A 22282-nucleotide genomic window follows, 5' to 3' on the forward strand; every position below is an offset into this window, starting at 1 on the left:
CGTAGAACTCGTTGTGGGTGCCGAGGGTGAAGGTGTGGCGCCCGCTGAACAGGTTCAGGTTATTGGTGATGGTAAAGATGTCCTGCTCGAGGAGGTTCGCGGTCGAGAACGGCTCCGGACCCAGCGAAATCGAGCCGGCGCCGTCGGTGATGCTGACCGAAGGGAACGGCCGGCCGGCCACGCCGCGGTCGTCCTTCACCCGGGTGTAGCCGAGCAGCAGCTTGTTGGCGACGCGGGTTCCGAACAGGCTGTTCAGCTCCATCGTCGTCGAGTTCGTCGTGTTCGGGAAGATGATCCCGTTATTCCGGAAATTGATCGTCGAAGCCGTGCTGGCGAACTCGTCGGTGTTGTCCGACTGCGAGTAGCTGTGGCGCAGGCTGAGCTTGTGATCCCGGCTGATGTTCCAGTCGATCTTCCCCAGCAGCTTGTTGTCGTCTAGCGACGCGGCCTTGGCCCCGAAATCGCCGGCGTCGTAGCCCAGTTCGTTCTGGAGCACCGTCTGGATCTCGGCGAGCCGGCTCGCGGACGCGCCGCGGTACTCGCCGGCGTTGAACGGCCGCGGCGACTCCGAACGGAGCAGCTCGCCGCTCGCAAAGAAGAACAGCTTGTTCTTCACGATGGGGCCGCCGAGCCGGATGCCGTAGCGCTGGTTCGAGAAATCGGCCAGCCGCTCGCGCGTCAGCGTCGGGTCGCTGGTCGGCGTCTTGCCGACGAGCGTCTGGTTGCGGAGGTAGTAGTAGGCCGACCCCTCGAACACGTTCGTGCCGCTGCGCGTGATCGCGTTGATGGCGCCGCCCGTGAAACCGCTCTGGGTGACGTCGAACGGAGCGATGTTGATCTGAAATTCCTCGATCGCGTCGATGCTGATCGGGGTCGCTCCGGTCTGGCCGCCGTTCGTGCCCTGGGCCGAAAGGCCGAACACGTCGTTGTTCACCGCACCGTCGATGTAGATCGTGTTGAAGCGGTTGTTCTGGCCGGCGATCGAGATGGCCGGGCCGTCGTCGTCATCGTTGATGACGTAGGCCTGGGGCGTGAGGCGGGCGAAGTCGGCGATGTCTCTCCCCATCGACGGCGCGACCTGGATCAACTGTTCGTCGATGTTAGACGCGATGCCCGTCCGGTCGGCGTCGAACACGCCGCCGAGCCCGATCACGGTCACTTCATCGAGCAAAACGGCGCTTTCGGACAGCATCGCCCCGATGGCGTGGCTCTGTCCGAGCACCAGTGTGATGCCGTTCTGGGTGTACGATTCGAAGCCTACGTACGAAATGACGACCTCGTACGGGCCGCCAACGCGCATATTGGGGATCCGGAAATTGCCGTCCAGATCGGAGATCGTGCCGTACTCGCTGCCCGAGGGCAGGTGCGTGGCCACAATATTGGCGCCGGGAAGCGACGTTCCCTGCTGGTCGGTGACTTTCCCCCATATGGAGGAGGTGGTGACGCCCTGCGCGTGCACGGCGGCCGGCGCCAGCAACAGCAAGGCTGCCAGGATAATCCAGGATTTCATGATGGTCCTCGTATGATAAAACGGGCTGACCTGCGTTCTCCCGCCGGCGAATGCGAGACGGCGGACCATCCGGGTCCGCGTGTCGACCGCCCTGCGCAACCAGGAATGAAGGGGCCGTGTGGTGGTCGGATAACCCCTGTCGATTGCGCGCGAAAAACCGGGTGTATAGCCCCGTAGCGTTCGTTACCGCAACAAAGTAGGAAGCCTGCTTCGAATCGGGCAACCCGCGTCAGCCGGATGCGATAGATCTTAACAGATTGATGACAGGCGGTCTTCGGGACGGCGTCGATGGAGAGGGTTCGCCGGCCGGACGCCCGGTCACTCGGCCGGCTCGACGATGGCCGACATCGAGCCGCGGCAGTGCGCGATACGCCAGTCGGCGCCATAGCTGTGGATCTGATCCCGCTTCAATTCCGCCCGCTCCTTCGTGGTGGTATCGACGACGACGCGCCCCTGCCGGTCGACGTCGCACGCCATGCGGTAGGCCTTCTCCTGGCTGTGCCCGAACAGCTTCATGAGCATCTCGATGACATACTCGTAGGTATGGTCGTTGTCGTCGAGCAGGATGACGTGAAAGTTCGGGAGGAAGATGGTGCGTTCTTCCTCCACGTCGATTTCTACAGGCGCTGTCAGAATATCTGGTTCCATACGATCGATGTGTCGCGTTCGAGCCTCCCCGTCAGCGCAGTTGCTCCAGGAGGAAATTGCAGCCGCGCAACGCCGCGCCGCTCAGCCGGCCCAGCACCTGGAACCCGTCGCCGGTCTTGCGCGCGCGATCCTGGGTAAGCAGCGGCGACACGGAATACATATTGGCCAGATCGATGACCGCGAGCGCTCCGTCGCTGCCCTCCGGCACCGGGTTCATCGGCGATTCGGGGTCTACTACCTCCACGCGCATCCAGGGCGGCGGATAAAAGAGCGCGCCCCCTCGCGTGTAGCATTGACTCAGCAACTCGCACATCCCGTATTCGCTCCACACCCGCTCGCGCGGAACCCGAAAGCCCTCCGCCAGCCGCTCATGCAGCGCTTCCCGTTCCACCGCCCTGCGAAACGTTTTCATGCCGCCGGTCTCGATCACCAGGGCGCCGTCGGGCACTACATACGCCCCCTGTTCCACCAGATCCAGCAAGCCGAACGCGGCGCCGAACAGGATGAACGGTGTGCCGGCCTCCCCGCTCTGCGCGATCGCCCGGTGGAGCAATGCGTCGTCCTCCAGAAAGAAGCCGCTTGCATCGTCACCGAACGTTTCGATCAGGCCGTGGACCATGTAGAGGAGGGACGAGCGCGCGCCCCGGCCGGCGTAATGAGGCAGATGCGCCACGATAGTGTACGGGCCGGCGCCGAAAAGCTGCCGGAAATGCTCCGTGAACGACCGGCGATACACCGCCGCCTTGCAGACCCCATGCCGGCTCGGCGTCCCCTGCCCGGTTCCGCTGCTCTCGAACTCCAGCTCCACCTCATCGGCAGGGCAGGTCTGCAGCGGCGCATGTTTGAAGGCCTCGACCGGAAGATACGGCATGCGCCACCCGGGAAACGCCTCGCAATAGCGGGCATAGACCGGATTCCTTTCCCGCTGATACGCCACCACGGCCTCCGACATGGCCTCAAAACCCGCGTCGTCGCCCGGGAGCAGTCCCGTAAAGCCGGCCTCGACATCCCGCAGATCCGGCGCGGGAGAGCCTATAATTTGATCCGGCATCCGAACGGCTGCGTTTCCGATGGGTCGGGCGCCGCGCCCGTGCGCAGCGAGGTCAGGGCGTCGAGGAGGTACGTCTTCTGCACCAGCGCCGCGTCGCCCGGGCTGTCGTCGATGCCGCCGGCGTACATCAGCTGCCGCGCCGTATCGAACAGAAAGACGTGCGGGATGCGCTGGGCTCCCATCGACCGGGCCAGCGACCCGTCCGTATCGAGAAAATACCGGTCCACGCCGACGCGGCGCGCGACCTGCCGGCTTTCCTCCGCGTTTTCCTTCGGAAAGGCCTCGGGATCGTTGGCATTCACCAGCACGACCGCCACGCCATCCTGACGGGCCTGCCGAATCACCTGACGCAGCCGTTCTTCATACCGCTGCGACCATACACACTGGTTGCCCCAGAACACCACGACGGTGCCGCCCTGGCCGAACGCGCTGACGACATCCATGCGCGCCCCGCTCACGGCGTCCATCATGGGGCGGTTCAAACCGGCGGCCGAACCGCCGATGCCAAGCACGGGCTGCGCGACCACCGGGTGCGAGGCGGCGAGCAGCGCCGTCAGGGACCACACGAGAATCCTTGCAGCGTACCGTGTTTGCATAGCTTCGAGCGTTTTCATGGACTGTACCGGTTGGTTCAACGTCCGGCCCCCGGCCTGGGGTCCGCATGACGTTGCCAGGCCTTATTGCATAGATCGTGCCCATGCCACGTCGTCATGCCGGCGTTGACGCCCCACAGGGGGGTCCCGGGATGAGACTCAGGCGTTCTGGCGCACGCCCGATGCGCCGGAATGCCGAGCCCACGAGGCGGTTTCGGGCGCGCCTGAGCCGGTCTGATGCGCCATATGGCGCATTTTAACGCCGCCGCGCCATGCAGGGCGATCGTTCGTCCCTGCGCTCCCCCACACCGATTCGAACCGCCCGGGACGTTCGGAATGCGTGGTTTGTGCGTCTTTTTTTTGCCCGCTCGGCCAAAACCGGCGTGTCGCCAGAATACGATAGCGACCTTCCATTTCTGGACACATACCGCGAAATGCAGCATGAACACCGTGTTTTGGATCCATCTGCTCCCCGGCGCGACGCAGTATGCCGCCTGCCTCCTCAGGGATATTCTGGCACGCCGTTTGAGAAACAACCAGACGAAATTGCCCGCCCCCCGCAATTTCTGACGACTATCACTCGTCGAATCGCCGGCACATGACCCCGGCGCTCCGGTACTCCCCGGCCGGACACATCACCTCAAGGAATCGCTCACTGTAGTATTACTGTCAAACGGGAAGCCGTTTAGCTACGTTATGAGGTTCAAATCTACGTTCGCCGTGGCGCGTGCACGGGTGTCCTATATCCTCCTGTTAGTTGTTGTCACATGCATTTCACTGCAAGCCCCCCCGGCGTTGGCGCAGGAAGACGCGTTCATCGAGGCGGACGGGCTGGTGGTGATCGAAGCCGAATCCATATCTGGGATCGACGGATGGCTCACGGAAACGTCCGAATCCGGCTATGCAGGGAACGGGTATCTGCGCTGGAACGGCGCCAACTTCTTCACCGACCCGGGCAACGGCACCATCGCCTACAAGGTCCGTATCGACACGCCAGGCGAGTATAACATGCGCTTGCGCCTTTCGCATCAGGGCGCGCCGGCGGGCGACCAGGAAAACGATTGCTGGACGCGCATGGACGGCGGCGAATGGATCAAGACCTTTCATCCGAGCAACCGGATCGACGAAGGGTTCACCTTCCACTCCTTCCACGAACCGTCTTCCGGCGAATTCGTCAACCCCCGGTACACCCTGTCCGCCGGCGAGCACATCTTCTACATCTCCGGACGCTCGAAGAACGTCCGGATCGACCGCATTCACCTTTACCTCGACTCGGTGGCGGACCCGCTGAGCATCGCCCATCCCGAATCGGCGCGCGGTGTTACGGGCGGCGGCGGGGGCGGCGATGCCACGCCCGGCGGCGTCACCGTCACGGGCGAGCAGAAGAAGTGGCACCCGATCACGATCACGCTGGACGGCCCGCAGGCCAGCGAAGGCGGCAATCCGAATCCGTTTCTCGACTACCGCTTCGAGGTCACCTTCACCCAGGGCGCTTCCAGCTACCGTGTGCCCGGTTATTTCGCCGCCGACGGCAATGCGGCCGAGACCGGTGCCACGGCCGGCAACAAATGGCGCGCGCACTTCGTCCCCGAACGGACGGGCACCTGGACCTACACGATATCGATGCGCAGCGGCGCGGACGTGGCCCTCGACACCGCGCCGACCGCCGGCTCGGCTACCGCATTCAACGGGTTGAGCGGCAGCTTCACGATCTCGGAGACCGACAAGACCGGTGCCGATTTCCGGGGCAAAGGGATGCTCCGCTATGTCGGCCGGCACTATCTCCAGTTCGACAACGGCGAATACTTCATCAAGGGCGGCGCGGACAGCCCCGAGAATTTTCTCGCCTACAAGGAATTCGACGGCACCGTCAATGGAGGCGGCACCGACTTCACCAAGTCGTACAATGCCCACGTCGGCGACTGGCAGCCGGGCGACCCGACCTGGAAAGGGAGCAAGGGCAAGGGGATCATCGGGGCGCTGAACTACCTGGCCTCCAAGGGCATGAACTCCGTCTACTTCCTCACGATGAACGTCGACGGAGACGGGAAAGACGTCTGGCCGTGGCCGGCCCAGGGCGATCGCCTCGTATACGACGTCTCGAAGCTGGCGCAGTGGGACATCGTGTTCAACCACATGGACCGGCTGGGCATCATGCTGCACGTCCAGACCCAGGAAACGGAAAATGAACTGCTTCTCAACGGGGGCAACCTCGGCCGCGAACGCAAGCTCTACTACCGCGAGCTGGTGGCCCGCTTCGGCTATCACCACGCCATAACCTGGAATCTGGGCGAAGAAAACGACGACAACACAACGGCCCAGCGGAAGCAGTTCGCCGACTACTTCGCCGCCCTCGATCCCTACGACCATCCGGTCGTGGTGCACACCGTGCCGGGGCAATACGACCAGATCTACAACCCGCTGCTCGGTTATCCGACCTTCGACGGCCCCTCGCTCCAGATCAAGAGCCCGGAACTCGTGCACGCCGAGGTCAAGAAGTGGCGCACCCTCTCCGCCGCGAGCCGGCGCTGGATCGTTTCGCTGGACGAGATCGGCCCCTACAACCTCGGCGTCACGCCCGACGGATCGAACAACAATCACGGCGTCATCCGCAAGCAGGCGCTCTGGGGCACGCTGATGGCCGGCGGGGCCGGCGTGGAGTGGTATTTCGGCTACGACTACGACAACCACGACCTGAGCGCCGAGGACTTCCGCACTCGCGACGAGATGTGGGATTTCACGCGGTACGCCCTCGAGTTCTTCCAGGCGTATCTCCCCTTCAACGAGATGAACCCCATGGATGAGGTGACGTCGCGGGCGGACGATTACGTCTTTGCCAAACCGGGCGAAGCTTACGCGATCTATCTCCCTTCCGGGGGCACCGCCACGGCAAACCTGGCGGGCGGCGAATACAGCGTGCGCTGGTACAACCCCCGCTCCGGCGGCGCACTGCAAACCGGCAGCGTGCAAACCGTCAACGGCTCCGGCTCGACCGCCATCGGCAACCCGCCGGGCAGTGTGGATTCGGACTGGGTGGCGCTGCTGCGGAGCACCTCCGGCGTGATGACGCAACCCGAGCTTCGGGTCACGCCGGCCACGCTGAACTTCGGCGAGGTCCAGGCCGGCACGCCCAAGACGCTGCCCCTCACCGTGATCAACGACGGAAATGCGAGCCTGTCGATCAGTTCGCTCTCGATCGGCGGCGACAACCCGTTCCCGTTCACCGTTCCTGAAGATCCCGCTCCGTTCACCCTTAACCCCGGCGCCTCGATCGTACTCAACGTGGTGTTCGAGCCCGGCGCGGCCGGGAGCAAGGATGCCTCGTTGCGCATCGCCAGCAACGACCCCAACCGGTCGCTCCTCAACGTCACCCTCTCTGGCAGCGGCGTGGCCGCCGGCAGCGGGGGCGGCACGGGCGACGGCGGAGACGGCGGCGGTACGGGTGGCGGTGGAACCGGAGGCGGCGGGGGCAGCACGGGCGGCGGCGGAAGCGGGGGCGGCACGGGCGGCGGCACGGGTGGCGGTGAAGCCGGAAATGGCATCCGGGTCGTCAGCTTTACGCTGGTCGACGCCCAATCCGGCGAGGAGCTCATGACGATCCACAACGGCGACATCATCAACCTCGGGTCGCTCCCCACCGCCAACTTGAACATTCGGGCGGATACCGAGCCGGAGCAGGTGGGAAGCGTCCAGTTTTCCCTCAACGAGAACCGCAACTTCCGGCTAGAGAACTCGCTGCCCTATGCGATGGCCGGCGACATCGGCGACACCTACAACGCGTGGACGCCTGTGCCGGGCGAGCATGTCCTGAAGGCCTCGCCCTACAGCTCGCGCAACGCGACGGGCGCACTCGGGGAATCGCTCGAAATCACGTTCGTCGTGTCTCGCGATGGCGAATTGCCCGGCGCGATCGAGCTGAATCAGAACTTCCCCAACCCCTTCCACGAACGCACGACGATCGCCTTCAAGGTGCAAAAAACCGCGTACGTGACGCTCGACGTCTACAACGCCATGGGCCAACGCGTGCAACGCATCGTCGACCGCTACATGCCGGACGGCGTGCACCACGTCATCTTCGACGGCGCCGACCTGTCGAGCGGCCTCTACCTCTATCGGATCGAAAGCGAAGGCCAGGTGACGGTAGGCAAGATGCTGCTCGTGCGATAAGGGGGGATGGAGTTCAAGGTTTGAGGTTTGAAGTTCAAGGTTTGAGGTTCAAGGTTTAAGGAAAGTGCCCTTAAACCTTAAACCTTAAACCTCAAACCCTTCTCAACCATATCTCCCGCCAGTAGCTGTTTTCGGCGCGGTGGCAGCCGCCGATGGCGTACATGCAGCGGCAGTGGACATTGTCCAGGATCACCGTGTTGCGCACGGTGAGCATCTCGCCGGTATGTTCGAGGATCATGCGATCCAGCACGTATTTCACCGGAAACTGCTTGCCGCAGTAGGCGCTCATTTCGTTGGTGAAGCGAAGCCCGCGGTTCTTGCCGGCGGGGTCTAGCGTGGCGCGGATCTCATCTACCGACCGGACCTCGACCCAGTCGCCGGGTTTCAGGTCGAGCGAGAGCGTGGGCGTTTTGGCGAGGGCGCCGGCGGGCCACTTCCCGAACAGCTGCCCTTTTAACTTCACGGCGAGCGAACCGGAAATCTGGCGGACGGCGTCGAGCGGGCTCCGGTTTCCGATGCGGATGTCCTCGGCGATCTTGAACAGCCGGTCGATCCGGGGAAGAGGCACAGTGGCCGAAACCAGGGCGGTCGACTGGCACAGGTAGGTGTCGTCCGCGCGCCGCGTGCCCAGCATACCTTCCAGGGCGCGTTCCGTACGCGCTACCGGCTCCGGCGCCGGCGACGCGGCATCGTCCATCCGCTCCAGCCACGCTTCCTTCCAGAAGAGCCGGCAGGCGCGGGCGCAGCCGTCGTGCGCCTCCCCGTCGCATCGCAGGTCCTCGAGAAACACGACATCGTCCTGCTCAAAGGCGCGGAAGGTGTCGCTGTAGCCGTCGACGCACGTCTTTTCGACATGGTAGGCCACCTTGTACGTCTTGCCGCAGTGCTGGATCATCTCCGGCATGAAGGGCAATCCATCCAGCATGCCGAACGCATCGAGGGTGGCGGCAATTTCGCCGGGCTGGCGCACGCGCACCAGATCGCCGCGACGCAGTGAAAGCTCCTCCCCCGTCGCATCGCGAATCGATTGGGAAACCGTTTTCATACCGTCTATCCAGAATAGGTGATGCGCCCCCTCCCGACCGGGAGAGGGCGCATCGAAGGGAATCATCCAGACCGACTCGTTACTTCAACAGCGTCATCCGTCCCGTCTGCACCTGGGCGCCCGCGTCGAAGGTGGCCTGCAGGCGATAGATGTAGGTGCCCGAAGCCAGTTCCGACGCGTCGACGGAGAGCTGGCGCGCCGCGCCGGCTTCCATCGAGCGGGATTCGAGCCCGAGCACTCGCCGGCCGAGCAGATCGAACACATCGAGCCGCACGTTGGCCGCTTCGGGCAGGTCGAATACCACGGTCGTGGTCGGATTAAACGGGTTCGGATAGTTGCCCTGGAGGCCGAACGACTCCGGCAGCGCCTCCGCAGCCGCGCTTTCGGCCGACAGGCGCAGTGTTTCGACATCCGGGTTCGCGATGACGAGCCCCTCGCCTTCGACCGCCTCGTGCGTAGCGACAACCTGGCCGCGCACGAGCTCCTCGATCACGTACCGGCCGCTAAAAGCCGGCAGCGCGTCGATCTGCACCGTCACCGGATACGTTTCGCTGTGAATCCGCACGACAGCGGCATCGCTTTCAGCCAGCCGGCTGTCGTCCGCGAAGCGGGCGTCGAACCGGAGCTGGGCGGCGCCCGGAGGCATCGCGTACTGCCGCCTGTCCGTCGCCTCGTCGAGCGATCCCCCGAAGAACAGGGTTTGCTTGCGGCCGGCGTCGTCGCGCACCGTGAGGGCGCCGAAGCCGTCCGGCGCCGGCGTCGCGGCGGCGCCCCGTTTGGCCACCACGCCCACACCCGAGCAGGTCAGCGTGACCGCGCCGGCGTCGGTGGTCAGCACCCAGTAGCCCCGATTCGGGGCCAGCTGCGATACGCTCTGGTAGCCGCCCTCGTACGCGAAGAAGGTGCCAGGGACGAGGATGCCGCCGCTATCGACGATGTCGTCCGTATTGAGCAGACAGGTGGGCCCGCTGATCAGGTTCCAGCCTTCGACGATCGGCAACACGATCGACGTGATCTCTGAACCGGCGACGTTGACGTTGCCGGCGGCCGGGACGTTGATCCAGTAGCCGCGCCCGACATCGAAGGTGGTGGAGTTCGTATAGGCCCCGTCCCAGAGGAAAGGCTCCCCGATCGGCGAAAGCGAGCCGAAGAGCGAGAGGTAGTTGTTGTCCGCCACCTCGAGCGAAAGGCCCAGCAGGTTCCAGCCCTCACTGAACGCCACGGATCCCTCCACTTGCAACTCCATCACGAGCGTGTTGGACGTGCGGCCCATGAAGCCCTCGGTGTTGGTGGTGGCCATGAAATAGTTCAGACCGCCGACGAGGCCGTTGCCCGGCACCGTCATCTTCAGCTCGACCGGCACCGAGGCCGTGCCGGACTCATCGAGCGCGACATCGTACTCGATCACGGTCATCGCCTGGTTGGCTTCGTACGGCTGGATATCGAATCCGCCTTCCGGCGCGTCCTCGGGGTTGAGCGTCGCATCCAGCTGAACGAGACGCACCGAGGCAAAGGGCGGGCCGCTGACGACTACCACCTGCTCCGGGTCCGTAAAGCTGGCCTGGGTCTCCTCCGTCCCCGAGATCGCCAGCGTGACGGCGTCGGCCGGCGTCTCGTACAGGATCGCCTCGCCGCCGCCCAGGCCGCCTTCGACCACGCGGAAGAGATCGTTCACGATGGTCACGCCGCCCGTAAACTGCACCGTGACGACCGCGCCCATGAGTTCGATGCCGGATACCGAGCCGGCTTCACCGACCGTGCTGGCGCCTTTGAGGCTCGTGGGGTCGACATCGACCGAAAACGTGAAGATCTCCTCGGCGTCAAAATCGTCGAACGCCAGCGAAGCCTCGTAGAATCCGCCCTGGAAAGGCAAGGCAAACGGATCGACGCAGGGATCGGACGGAGCGATGTAGCCGGTCGCTTCGGCCCCCGAGTTCGCCTCGATGCACTTGCTGCCGGAGTCGCCGGCCTCGCCGTTCGGATCAAACACCATGTCTGGCAGGATGCTCGTCGCGAGGTCGATCGTCACCTGCTCGATTTTCAGCGTGCCGGTAGACAGGTTTTCGACGACCAGGGTGCCGGCGTTGAAGGTGCTCGCCCCCAGCCCGTTCGTCGGGGTGATGGCTACGCGCGCCCGGGGCGTGCCGCCATCCACCTGGACGATGAATGTATCGTCCGCAGACTTGCCGTCGGTATTCGTGGCGCGGACCGTGATTTCCGCCACGCCGCGCGCGCCCGGCGTAAAGCCCAGCACCAGCGTCAGACCGTTCTCGATGGTCGCATCGACGACATCGGTGTTCGTGTTATCGAAAATGTTGAACTCCATGTCCAGCGCGGCGGGGTCGGTGAATACCGACGAAATATCGATCTGGACGTCGGGATCGGTGTCGAGCACCTGCAGGTCCCCGATGGGATCCGTGACGATGGGCGCAAAGCTGCCGATCGTCCACACAAACGGGGCAAACGTGCCGCGCGACGGCGTGCCGTCGTCGATGACCAGGAGCCGGACGTTGTATTCGCCGTCGGCCGACGGATCGATCGTGCCCGAAATGACGCCGGTCGCGCTGTCCATGAACAATCCAGTAGGCAGCCCCTCGGCAAAATACGAGAGTACGTCTTCGTTGGGATCGGAGGCCGAAACGGCCAGTTCGACGTTCGAGCCGGGATCGTCCGACTGGTTGCCCGGATTCACGACGATCGGCGCGTCGTTGCCCGAATCCATGTCGACGATTTCGATGGCGCTGATGACCGGAATGCCGATCTCGGCCGCAAATTCGATGGTGAGAAGATTATCGCCGTCGTGATCGTAGCTGTCGATGGTTTTGGCGAGGACGACCTTCTCCAGATTGCCCGTTTCGGCCAGGATATCCAGGTTATCCACCACGAGTTCGCCTTCCACGAGGATATCGAACACGCGTGTGCCGGTGCCGGCGCCGAACAATTCGGTGAAGTAGAGCACGACCTGGTAGTTGCGCTCCTGAAGCACCGGGAAGCTCCAGATCAGGTTCTGCTCCGGCGTCACCGGATCCCAGCGCTGGGTATTGAAGAGCGTCGTGCCCACGCCGGCGTGAACGGGATCCTGGAAGACGATTTCAGCGGCCTTGTTGCGGCCGGCGGTCTGATCGCCGGCGACGTCGGCATTCACGTAGGGCGAATTCGTGCCTTTCTTGGCGAACTGGATCGGAGGCGGATCGAGCGCCTCCTGCTGGTCTTCGGCCCAGTCGGGATAGCTGATGTCCGTGGCCGGCGTGATGGCGCCGCCGGTGTTCACGCGATAGACCACGACCTGCGCGGAGGCCGTGGTGGCCATGGCCAGGGCGGCGATCAGCAGGACGAATGTGTATCGGATGCGCAGGAAAAGGTCCGAACGCGTGGATAGGAGGTTTATCATGGGTGATACACCGTGATGTCGATAGAACAAGCTGCGAGAAATGACCCGGGATGGGCCGAGATAGCGGGCGATGCGCAGATCAACCGAATGAATGGGGGCGGCAACTGAAAGTACGTACAGACCGGTTAACGGCCGGGAGCTTGCCGATGGATCGGCGTACGTTTTTGGCCCATGACGCCAGCCTCCTCCGGCGCACAGCGGCGGGAATCCGGAGTCGGGATGGTATTCCAGCGTCTTTCAACAGCATGTCGTTGCACATCGGCGGCCTTGCGGCAGCCAGACCAAAAAAACAGGGCGGCGTCCCGCCAACACGGAAGCGTCACCCGGCCGGCGCGGGGACGTCATCCCCCTAAAGAAAGGGAGTCCGGGTGCCGGCGTCAGGATGGCATCATCCTGTATCCGCCGGCTCCCGGACTCCCTGAAAGAAGGAAGCGTCAAGAAGCTCGTGGAAACTAAAAAACGGGCTGTCTTCCTGGGCCCCCAACGCAAGCGCCGGGGGCTCAGGAAGACAGCCCAATTTAATCTCTCAACGGTTTCTCAAGGCTGCAGGTTCAAGGCGTAATGTAATCCTTCATTGATCCTCGAACGGGCAACCTCAAACGGCAAGCCCATCCATTCAACAGCATGGATGGGCTTGCCCTTGGTCACTTCAGCAGCATCATCCGCCCGGTCTGCACCGCCGTGGCGTTCGCCATCGTCGCGCGGATCTGGTAGATGTACAGGCCCGACGCCAGGTCGTGCGCGTCGATCTGCACCTGCTGGCCGGCGCCCGGGCCGAAGGCCGCCGCCGGCACCTCGAGCACCTGGCGACCGAGCGTGTCGAACACCTTCACCGCTACCGTGCCGCTGGCCGGCATATCGAAGAGGAGCGACGTCGTCGGATTGAACGGGTTCGGGTAGTTGCCGCGCAGCGAGAACTGGCCCGGCAGGGTGTCGACCGACTCGTTGGCCGTGGCCGTCGATTCCAGCGTGACCCGGATCTTGTTCACGTTCGGGTCGGTGACCGAAATCGTTCCGGCCTCCTGCAGCGTCTGCGTGGCCATCACCTGGCCGGCGACGAGTTCCTCGATCATCAGCGTGCCGCTCGTGCCGGCCGGCAACTGGGTGAGCGTGATCTCCATCGGATAGTGCGCGCTCTGGAGCTGGATGACCGCCTGGGGACCTTCCGCAAGCCGCCTGTCGGTCGCGAAACGCACGTCGAACGAGCCCGACGGCGCCACCGGCGGCAGCGAGAAGAAGCGGATATCCTCCGAGTTTTCCAGCGTGCCGCCGAAATACAGATCCTGCGTGGCGCCGGCCATGTCGTTGACCTTGAGCACGCCGAATGCCGTCACGTCCGGGGTCTGGCTCACGCCGGCCGACCGAACCGAGGATTTACCCGGCGCGGCGCAGTCCATCGTGATCGTACCGACGCCCTCCGAAAGCACCCAGTACCCGAACCCGGGCTGGAGCGTGGTGGCCGACTGGTAGCCGTCGCCATACGAGAAGAGGATGCCGTTCGACAGCACATTCGACGGGTCGCTGATCGCGTCAAGCGGCAGGATACACGCCGGCCCGCCGATCAGATGCCAGCCCGCCGTCAGGTTGATGCCGACCGAGTTGACCGCCGCGCCGTCGAAGGCCTGCGCGCCGTCGGCGTCGAGGTTCAGCCAGTAGCCCACGCCGCCGCCAACCGTCTCGGTCTGGGCGTAGTTGAGGCCGTTCCAGAGGAAGGGCGCGCCGATGGACGACACATCCCCGAAGACTGCGGCATACGCCGCGTTCGCCGGCGTCACCGGGACGCTGACCAGGTTCCACCCTTCGCTCATCGAGCGGCTCAACCCGCCGACTTCAAGAATCTCGATGCCCTGGATGATCGGGTCGTGCGAGATGTTCGTAAAGTCGATGTCGACGTTGCCGTCGCTCACGAGCACGAACGAGCGCATGAAGCCGAGATCGACGCCGGTGGATGCGATCTGGAAATTGTTCATCTCCGCCGGCACGACGCCTTCGATCGCCACGCTGAAGATGCGCGGTCCGTTGACGCCCTGGTCGTCATCCGGCGCATTGAACAGCTGCTCGGCGAAGTAGAGCCGCACCTCGATTTCCTTGCCGGCCTCGATCGGGATGTCCCACTGCATGGACGGATTGCTCGTCGGGTCCCATCGGCCGCGCTGGAAGAGCGCAACGGGCGTGCCCGGAGGCACCGAGGCGTCGAGCGTGATCGTCTCGTCGCGCCCGAAGGTCCAGTCGCCCGTGGCCGCGGCGTTTACATACGGATGCGGCGTACCGGGACTCGAAGCGCCGTTGTCATGGCCCACTACCTCCGTCTGGTCTTCTTCCCACGGATGCGCGCCGTCCGGAATCATCGGGCCGCCCGCGTTGACGCGGAAGAGAATGGTCGTACCGGTGCCGCCCGAGGTGGCGTTGCCGGAGACGTCCACCGTCAGCGGCGAGTTGAGCCCCGTGTGCGTAAACGTCAGCGTGGCCGCCTTCGTCCCCTGCAGATCGGGCGAGAACGTCACGTTGATCACCGACGAACCGCCGGCAGCAACGGTCACCGGGCCGTTGGTCGACACCGAAAAGTCGCCGGCGTTCGCGCCGCCGAGCGCGATGTTCGATACCGTGATGGCCTCGTCGCCCGGGTTCGAGAGCGTCACCTCGAACGGCGCGCCGGTCTCGCCGGCGGCGACGCTGGGAACGACGATCGGCGAAGGCGACACGCCCAGAATGGTCGCGTCGCGGAGCGATTCGGGCAGCGAAGCGTCATGCCCCGTATCCCACGAAATCTTGAAGGGCGCCTCCAGCTTCCAGAAATGGATCCGGTCGATGCGTACGTTGAACGAGCGCGCGGCGACCTGGAACGTGTGCACGCCGGCGGTGAGGAAGTATTCCGGGTTCCGGAACACTTCGACGCCGTTTTCCTTCAGCGCCCACTGCGTGTGCATCGTAAACCCGTTGTTCAGCTGCCCGCCCGGATGCAGGGTCTTCGTCCAGACTTCGGTATCCATCCTCGACCACACGTCGTTCTGCTGATCGAGCGACGGCGCCCCGAGGTGCGACATCTGCATCACCATGCCGTACCAGCCTTCGTTCTCGACCACGATGTTGTAGTCGATGATATCCACCCCCGGATTAAACAGCTGGTCCGGACCGGTATAGCGAAGGTAGCCGGCTCCCGTATAGCCCGGCTCTACGGTCTGAAACTTCCAGAGCTCAGGCGTCGGCACCGACTCGGTCTCCATCACGATGAGCCCCTCCTTTTCGAGAAAAGGCGCATCGGAAACGACCTGGGCAAGGGCGGATGGCCCGCAGAACAGGACAAAGGCCATGACGCCGGCCCACGAGATGACCTTGGAAACCACTTTTTTCATATCCATTATTGATTGAATCGCTGGCGATAGCTGGAATGGCGCCATCCTGCTTGCCCGCCCCGGTGGACCGCATGCGTGTCTGGCAGGGATCGCAGCGGGATGGCCGAGCGGATGGAATGCGGGACGAAACGGTAGAATTAAAAAAATAAGGTCCGCCGGCGCCGTAGGAGTGGGCGGTTAGGACGATGGGGGATCTACTTTCGGCGCATCAGGGACGGGGGATCTGACGCGGCCGCGGGATAGGGCGCTCGAGGCGCGGCGTGCCGGATGCGGGATGGCCGGTCCAACCACCCATCCCGCATCCTGTACGCTGGTATGCCTCGATTGACGTCGCCCCGGACGTTTTTTATTTCACCAGGCTCATCCGGCCGACCGCGAAGGCCTGCGTGGCATTCATCTCGGCGACGACGCGATAGAGATAGATGCCGCTGGCCAGGCTGCCGGCGTCGATCTGGATCTGATGGCCGTCGCCCGGGCCGAAGCCCTGCGCCGGCACGTCGAGCACGCGGCGTCCCATAACGTCGTAGACCTCGACATGCACCTGAGCCGTCTCGGGCAGGTCGAAGATGACGGTCGTCGTGGGATTAAACGGGTTCGGGTAATTGCCCTGCAGCCTGAAGGCGCCCGGCAGCTCGCCGTCGATATCCTCCACGGCGACCGTGTTCGCGATGATCAGTTCGTTCACCCCTTCGTCGATGATGAGTACGGACTCGCCCTCGGACAACTCGCTCGACGCGAGCACGCCGCCGGCCTTCATCTGCTGAACGTACAGCTTGTTGTCGCCCGTGGGGAGCTTGACCAGCTTGAGCGACACCGGGTAGGCGCCGGCCTGGAGATCGACGGTCGCGAAATCGGAATCGATCAGCAGCGCGTCGTTGCTGAAGCGCACGTCGAAGCTCCCTTCCGGGGCACGCGGCGGCAGCATGTACGGACGCAGCTCACTCGCCGCTCCCAGGGTGCCGCCGTAATAGAGCGTCTGCGAGCCGGCGTGCGCATCCGAGATCAGGATGGTGCCGAACGAGGCGTCCGGCGCGCCGGCGCGGGCCGAGGCGGTCTTGCCCGAGGCGCAGGTCAGGCTGACCGTGCCGGCGCCGCTCGCCTCCACCCAGTAGCCCATGCCCGGCTGCAGCACGGTCGAGGCCAGATAGCCGCGGTTGTACGCGAACCAGCTGTTGGCCACGACGATGCCCGAGGGGTCGTCGATCGCTTCGACATCCACCGCGCATGCCGGACCCGACACCAGATTCCAGCCCGCCGTCAGGTTCAGCGACAGCGTCTCGACGGTCGTGCCCTCGAAGGTGTGCAGGCCCGACTGGCCGGCGTTGAGCCAGTAGCCCTTGCCGGTGCTGAGGCTGGTCTCCTGCGCATAGCTCGATCCATTCCAGGCGAACGGCGCCTGTACCGGAGCGAATGCGCCAAAGATGCTCGTGTAGCTGCCGTTGGCCGGTGTCAGGGGCAGACCAACCAGGTTCCACCCCTCGTCGAGCGCGCGCGCGATGTTCGTGCGGTCGAGGATCTCGATGCCCTTGACGGCGGCGAGCTCCTGCCCGCCATCCTTCACGAACTCGATATTGATCGCGCCGTCGCTGGTCGTGACGAACGACTTCATGATGCCGACATCCGAGCCGGCCTCCGCGTAGACGTCGATGTTGTCGAAGCCCGTCGGGATCGTTCCATCCACCACGATATCGAATACGCGCGGACCGTCCGTCTCGTTGTTGTCGGCGTTGAGGAAGATCTCGGCCAGATACACGCGCACCTCGACCTCCGTGCCGGCCTCGACCGGGAAGGACCAGATCATGTTCGGCGACGCCGCGGCGTCCCAGCGTTCGGTCTGGAACAGCGACTCCGGCGTGCTGGACGGCACCGACGTGCCGAGCGTGATGCTGTGCAACCGGCCGAACGTGAAGTTGCCGGCCGCGCCCGTGTTCACGTAGGGAGACGGCACGCCGAGCTGCGCCTGACCCAGCGCGTTGCCGCTGGCCGTGGCCTGGTCGCCCTGCCAGATCGACAACCCGTCGATCGAGGCGATCGACGGCCCGCCGGCGTTGACGCGATACAACACGTTGCCGGGCTGGACGACCTGTCCCTCGCCCGAGAGCGTGATCTTGATCGGCGTCTCGCTGTCGCTGTGCATGATGTTCATCTGCGCCGTCTTGCTCCCCGCGAACGTCGGCGACATCGTGACGCTGACGGTGCTCGAGCTGCCGCCGGCGACCGAGATCGGGTCGGTGAAGCTGGAGGCGAATTCATCGGCATTCGCTCCGGTGAAATCGATGCCCGTCACCGTGATCGCCGAAGCGCCGCTGTTGCTGATCGTCAGCGTGCGGGCCGGCGACTGGGCGCCCACCTCCTCGACGGAGAAGTTGATCGGGTTCGGCGTGGCGGACAGGGCGGTGGGCTCGCCGAACGTAGACACCTCGATCGCGGAGATTTTGCCTTCACGGGTCGTGGACGTCAGGTCGATCGTGAGCAACCCGTCGGTCACCGTGATGCCTTCGAATGTCTTGATCAACGCGGCCGTGGCGCCCACCTCCGCATAGATGTCGAGGTTGGTCAGCGAGGCCTGTCCGTCTTCGATGTCGATCGAGAAGACCCGCTTGCCGGCCCCGCCGACGCCGCCGTTCGGGGCGCCAAAGAAGATCTCGGCAAAGTGGATCGCGACGTTATAGTCGCCGTCGGCCGGCACCGGGATGCTGTAGCCGAAGCCGCCGCCGCCCGCATCGTAGCGCTCCGACGTATACAGGGCGTCGTCGCTCGTGCCGCTGATCTCAATGCCCGGGTTGCTGAACGTGGCGCCACCCGTACTGTACTGGTCGGCGCTCCAGGTGACGCCGTCGAGCGTCACGGCCGGGCCGCCGGCGTTGATCCGGAACAGGGTGATCGGCACCGCCTCCGGATCGTGATCGAGTACGACCACGTCGGAGATCGGGCTGGTTTCGCCGGCCTCGTTTTCGAATGCCGCGACGATGTAGTTGATGCCGCCCTCCGCCTGGCTGTCCGTCAGCGTCACCTCGAAGTCGACCAGCCCGAGCGTGCCGGTGTTGCCGGCCAGCTCCTGGACCGCGATGACCGAGTTGGCTTCAAACGGATCCACGTCATAACCGCCGCTGCCAGCGAGGAACAGGGCGCCCTCGACGACGAGCAGCCGGACGTCGGTGTTGGCCGGCCCGGATACGCGGACGACCTGCTCGAGGCTCGACACCTTGGCCTTCAGACCGGACTGCCCCACCACGTCGATCGTCGGACGGGCGAGTGTGCCGCCGGCGATGATGCTCTGCGAACCGCTCAGGCTCTCCGGAATCCGGAACGCCTCGGACACGTACGTCGACCCGTCGTCGAACGTCACGGTAACCGTCGCCCCGGTGATTTCCAGACCGGAAATACTGCCGGCCTCACCCGGGCCCGGGGCCGACGTGCCCTTGATGCTCGTCGGATCGACATCGATGGAGAACGTGAAGGTCTCCCCCGGCTCGAAGTCGGTAAACGCCATCGACAGCACGTCGAAGCCGTCATCCTCGTCGACGGTGTTGTGGAAACCGGACAGGGTATGGCCCGTCAGGCCCGTCGCCGCCTCACCCTGGCTGGGGGTGAACCCTTTGCCGGTCTGATCGCCGGCGGTGCCATCGGGGTCGAAGACGACATCCGGAAGCATACTCGTGGTCAGGTCGAACGTCACGCTCTCGATCTTCTGACCGCTCGTGGACGTGTTCGTGATCTTGATGCTGCCGCCCGAGTTCGTGCTTTCGTTGATGTCGTTCGGCGGCTGGATCTTGACGTCGGCCGCGGCGCCGCTCGCATCGTAGACGATGGTGATGCGGTCCCACGTGGCCGGGAACGTCGCTCCGGTGGTCGACGAGGTGCTGATCACGCCGACCGCCAGCGCCACGCCATCGGCCTGGAGCGCGTTCAGCGAGGCGCCGGACAGAGCCACCGGCTCGCCGATGTAGACGACGTCGCTGCCGTCCATGCTGTAGCCCGGCAGCGCCGTGCCGGCAGCGGGGTCGACCAGCATAAAGAGGTCGAGCTCGACATCCGTGTCCAGCGGATTATCCGGGATGGCCGCGTCGCCGTTGCCGCCCGTCGCGTACATCGTCCGCGTGGCCGTCCCGGCGGTTTCGGAGACCACCTCCAGCCCGCCGTTCCCGCCGTTGGCGCTCACGACCACCTTGAAGTAATTATCCTGGTCGCCGGCGCCGATGTAGAAGCCCTGCGACTGCTCGCCCTGGGGCGTATTGCCGAAGAAGGGCGGCTGCATGCGCACCCGGACGGTAAACGGCGCCGTGCCGCTGTCGACATCGATGCCAAACTGGAATGCGGAGAACTGATCGTTCTGGCCGCCGATGGCGTCGCCCGCGGGCACATCGGGCACCGTGAGCAGACCCGCCGTCCCGCCGGCGATCAACTGATCGTCGAACTGGTCGAGGTAGTCGGTCGTGCCGTTCGTCATCAGCCCGGTGAAGCCGATGCCGAAGAAGCCCGTCTCGCCGTTGAAGAGTTCGTAATCCAGCGGCAAGGTGGTGCCAACCCCGTTGTTGGAGTCGTGCGCGAACGCATCGTCGACATCCGGCGTGCCGTCGTTGTCGTCATCCGTGTCGAGGCGATCGGACACGAAGTCGGTGTCGAAGTCGGACGGCTTGTCGCCGGCGTTGCACTCGCTGGTGCCGTTGGCGATTTCGTCATCGTTCGAGTAGCCGTCGCCGTCGTCATCCTGGCTGCCGGGTCCGCCGGCGCATTCGCCCTCCACCGGCTCGAAGACGGTGATGTTCTGCGCGCCGAACGTCACGGCCCAGATCGTGCCCGGGAAGACGTCGTCATCGCCCTGCGCCACGACATCGAGCGGCGTGAGGCCAAAGTTGGAGAAGAGCACTTCCACGCCGTTCGTCACCTGATCGCCCGCGCCGTTGAGCTTGGCGATAAAAATTTCGCCGCCGAAGCCGGCGGAGAGGATCGAACCCTGGAGTTCTCCACCGAAGGTCGAGGCGGTGTATTCCGTCATGCCGTTCGTGGAAGGCACGTAGTCGACGAGCGAGCCGTCGCCCTCGCCGGAGTTGCGGAAGTCGCACTCGGCGGCATACGCCTCGCTGGGAGGCACCGGCGGCCAGTCGGCCGGCAGCGGATTCGGACCGGACGTGCTGGTGCGGAATACGCCGGCGCCGTCGAAGAAGGTGTAGAGCCCGGCGCCGGTGGGGTTGCCGCGAATCGGGGCGGCGTGGCCGGCATAATAGCGCTTCCCGGGATCGACCTCACGGATGTAGTGGAGGCCGTTCAGGTTGTTCACCTTGTTGTCGTTGGGTCCCGGCCCGGTCGACCCCGGCTCGGCGGGATCGTACGCGTTCGTACACTGGCCGGCGCTCGCGCCGGGGTACGCGCCCTCCCCTACGGGATGGCCGCCCCAGCCGGCGTTGGCGCCGTTGTCGATCGAATACATGCGGCCGGCCTGTCCCGGCGTCTTCGTGATGACCAGGTCATACGGATTCCGGAAGCCGGTCGCGTGCAGCTGCACGGGGCCGCCGACGACGACCTTGGCCATGTTGAGGCCGTTGTTGCCACCGAAGGGATCGCCCACGTCGATGCCGTCATAACCCGGCGTATTCGGGTTTTCGATGCCGTTGACGTTCGGGCGCGTGGGGTCATCCAGGGTGGGGATGTCGTACACGTACGCCCCGTTGCCGGTGCCCTGGATCGGCATCGCATCCAGCATGTCGAGGTCGATCTTCAGGATCGCCGCGGACAGTGCATATTCCGTGATGCGAGCGAAATTATTCGAGGGCGAGCCGGCGTTCGTGAGGCCGCCGACGCCGAGATACAGGACGTTCTCGGCTTCGTCCATCACGATGCCGTTGGTCGAGTGATTCTCCTCGGAGCGCGGCAGCCCCCGCACGAGATCCAGCTTGGTCCAGCTGCCGCCCGACTTCGTGAGGCGATGCAGGATGCCCGAGTTCGTATCCAGACCCGAATCGTTGATGCCGCCCCCATGGTCGCCGGCGCCCTCGCGCGGGTCGCTGGAGGTGGTGTAGATGATCGGGCTGCCGGCAGTGCCGGTCACGTAGATGCCCGTGATCTGCCGTGTGTTGGTGAGCGTCGACGTGGACGTGTTCAGCTCGCCGTCGTCGTCGTGGTTCGGCGTATTGAGCTTGACAATGTTGATCGACTCGGTGTTGGTGATCACATAGTCCTGCGGTCCGTTACGGACGATCGTATAGGCCAGGATCAACCCGTTTTTCTGCGCGACGTACAGGCGCCCGTCCGGGCCGAACTGGAGCGTCGTCGGCAGGATCAGGTTTTCGCCCTGGAGACCGCTGGGATCGAATGCCACGACTTGCGCGGCGGCCTTGTCCGCGGAGTTCGGGCGATAGATGAGGCGTTTCTTCCACGGAGCGGCGCTTTCCGAAACCTCGGGCACCGGAACTTCGCTCACCTGGGCCGCCGCCGGCAGGCCGGCGAAAAGGAACAACGCACTAATAGCAATCCATCGTACGCAACGACGCAACGGTGCATTCATATCGATTAAGATCTTGGAT

The 22282-nt window shown here is 64.5% G+C and carries 9 protein-coding genes; 1 reads left to right on the top strand and 8 read right to left on the bottom strand.

Annotation, left to right across the window (positions count from 1 at the left end; all coding sequences use genetic code 11):
• The 4 genes from R2834_15175 to R2834_15190 all read right to left on the bottom strand — a co-directional run.
• On the bottom strand, window positions 1-1510 hold a 1510-nt coding region (locus tag R2834_15175), incomplete at its 3' end, for a TonB-dependent receptor (GenBank protein MEZ4701679.1).
• A gap of 318 nt (window positions 1511-1828) precedes the next feature.
• On the bottom strand, window positions 1829-2158 hold the full coding sequence (locus tag R2834_15180) for an ATP-dependent Clp protease adaptor ClpS (GenBank protein MEZ4701680.1): 330 nt from the start codon (window positions 2156-2158) through the stop codon (window positions 1829-1831).
• Between the two features lie 31 nt (window positions 2159-2189).
• Entirely contained in the window at window positions 2190-3209 is a 1020-nt protein-coding gene (locus tag R2834_15185) for a hypothetical protein (protein ID MEZ4701681.1), read from the bottom strand.
• Entirely contained in the window at window positions 3191-3823 is a 633-nt protein-coding gene (locus tag R2834_15190; GenBank protein ID MEZ4701682.1) for a redoxin family protein, read from the bottom strand. Before R2834_15190 ends, R2834_15185 begins: the two co-directional genes overlap by 19 nt.
• Before the next feature lie 774 nt (window positions 3824-4597).
• On the opposite strand from R2834_15190, the gene R2834_15195 reads away from it, so the two are divergent.
• Window positions 4598-7969 carry a choice-of-anchor D domain-containing protein gene (locus R2834_15195; GenBank protein MEZ4701683.1) on the top strand — a complete coding sequence of 1124 codons (3372 nt, stop codon included), beginning with the start codon at window positions 4598-4600 and terminating at the stop codon, window positions 7967-7969.
• 91 nt (window positions 7970-8060) lie between these two features.
• Here R2834_15195 and R2834_15200 read toward each other — a convergent pair whose 3' ends face one another.
• The 4 genes from R2834_15200 to R2834_15215 all read right to left on the bottom strand — a co-directional run bounded on the left by R2834_15200 (window position 8061) and on the right by R2834_15215 (window position 22215).
• Complete coding sequence (locus R2834_15200; protein MEZ4701684.1) at window positions 8061-9014, bottom strand: hypothetical protein; 954 nt, start codon at window positions 9012-9014, stop codon at window positions 8061-8063.
• A 79-nt stretch (window positions 9015-9093) separates the two neighbouring features.
• Window positions 9094-12405, bottom strand: a complete 3312-nt coding sequence (locus tag R2834_15205; GenBank protein MEZ4701685.1) for a malectin domain-containing carbohydrate-binding protein — start codon at window positions 12403-12405, stop codon at window positions 9094-9096.
• 644 nt (window positions 12406-13049) lie between these two features.
• The gene (locus R2834_15210) at window positions 13050-15758 is read right to left on the bottom strand and encodes a choice-of-anchor D domain-containing protein (GenBank protein ID MEZ4701686.1); all 2709 of its coding nucleotides are present in this window, start codon (window positions 15756-15758) and stop codon (window positions 13050-13052) included.
• Window positions 15759-16104: 346 nt separating this feature from the next.
• The gene (locus tag R2834_15215; protein MEZ4701687.1) at window positions 16105-22215 is read right to left on the bottom strand and encodes a malectin domain-containing carbohydrate-binding protein; all 6111 of its coding nucleotides are present in this window, start codon (window positions 22213-22215) and stop codon (window positions 16105-16107) included.
• Window positions 22216-22282: the final 67 nt, after the last annotated feature.

This window comes from Rhodothermales bacterium, assembly GCA_041391505.1.
Taxonomy (GTDB): domain Bacteria; phylum Bacteroidota; class Rhodothermia; order Rhodothermales; family JAHQVL01; genus JAWKNW01.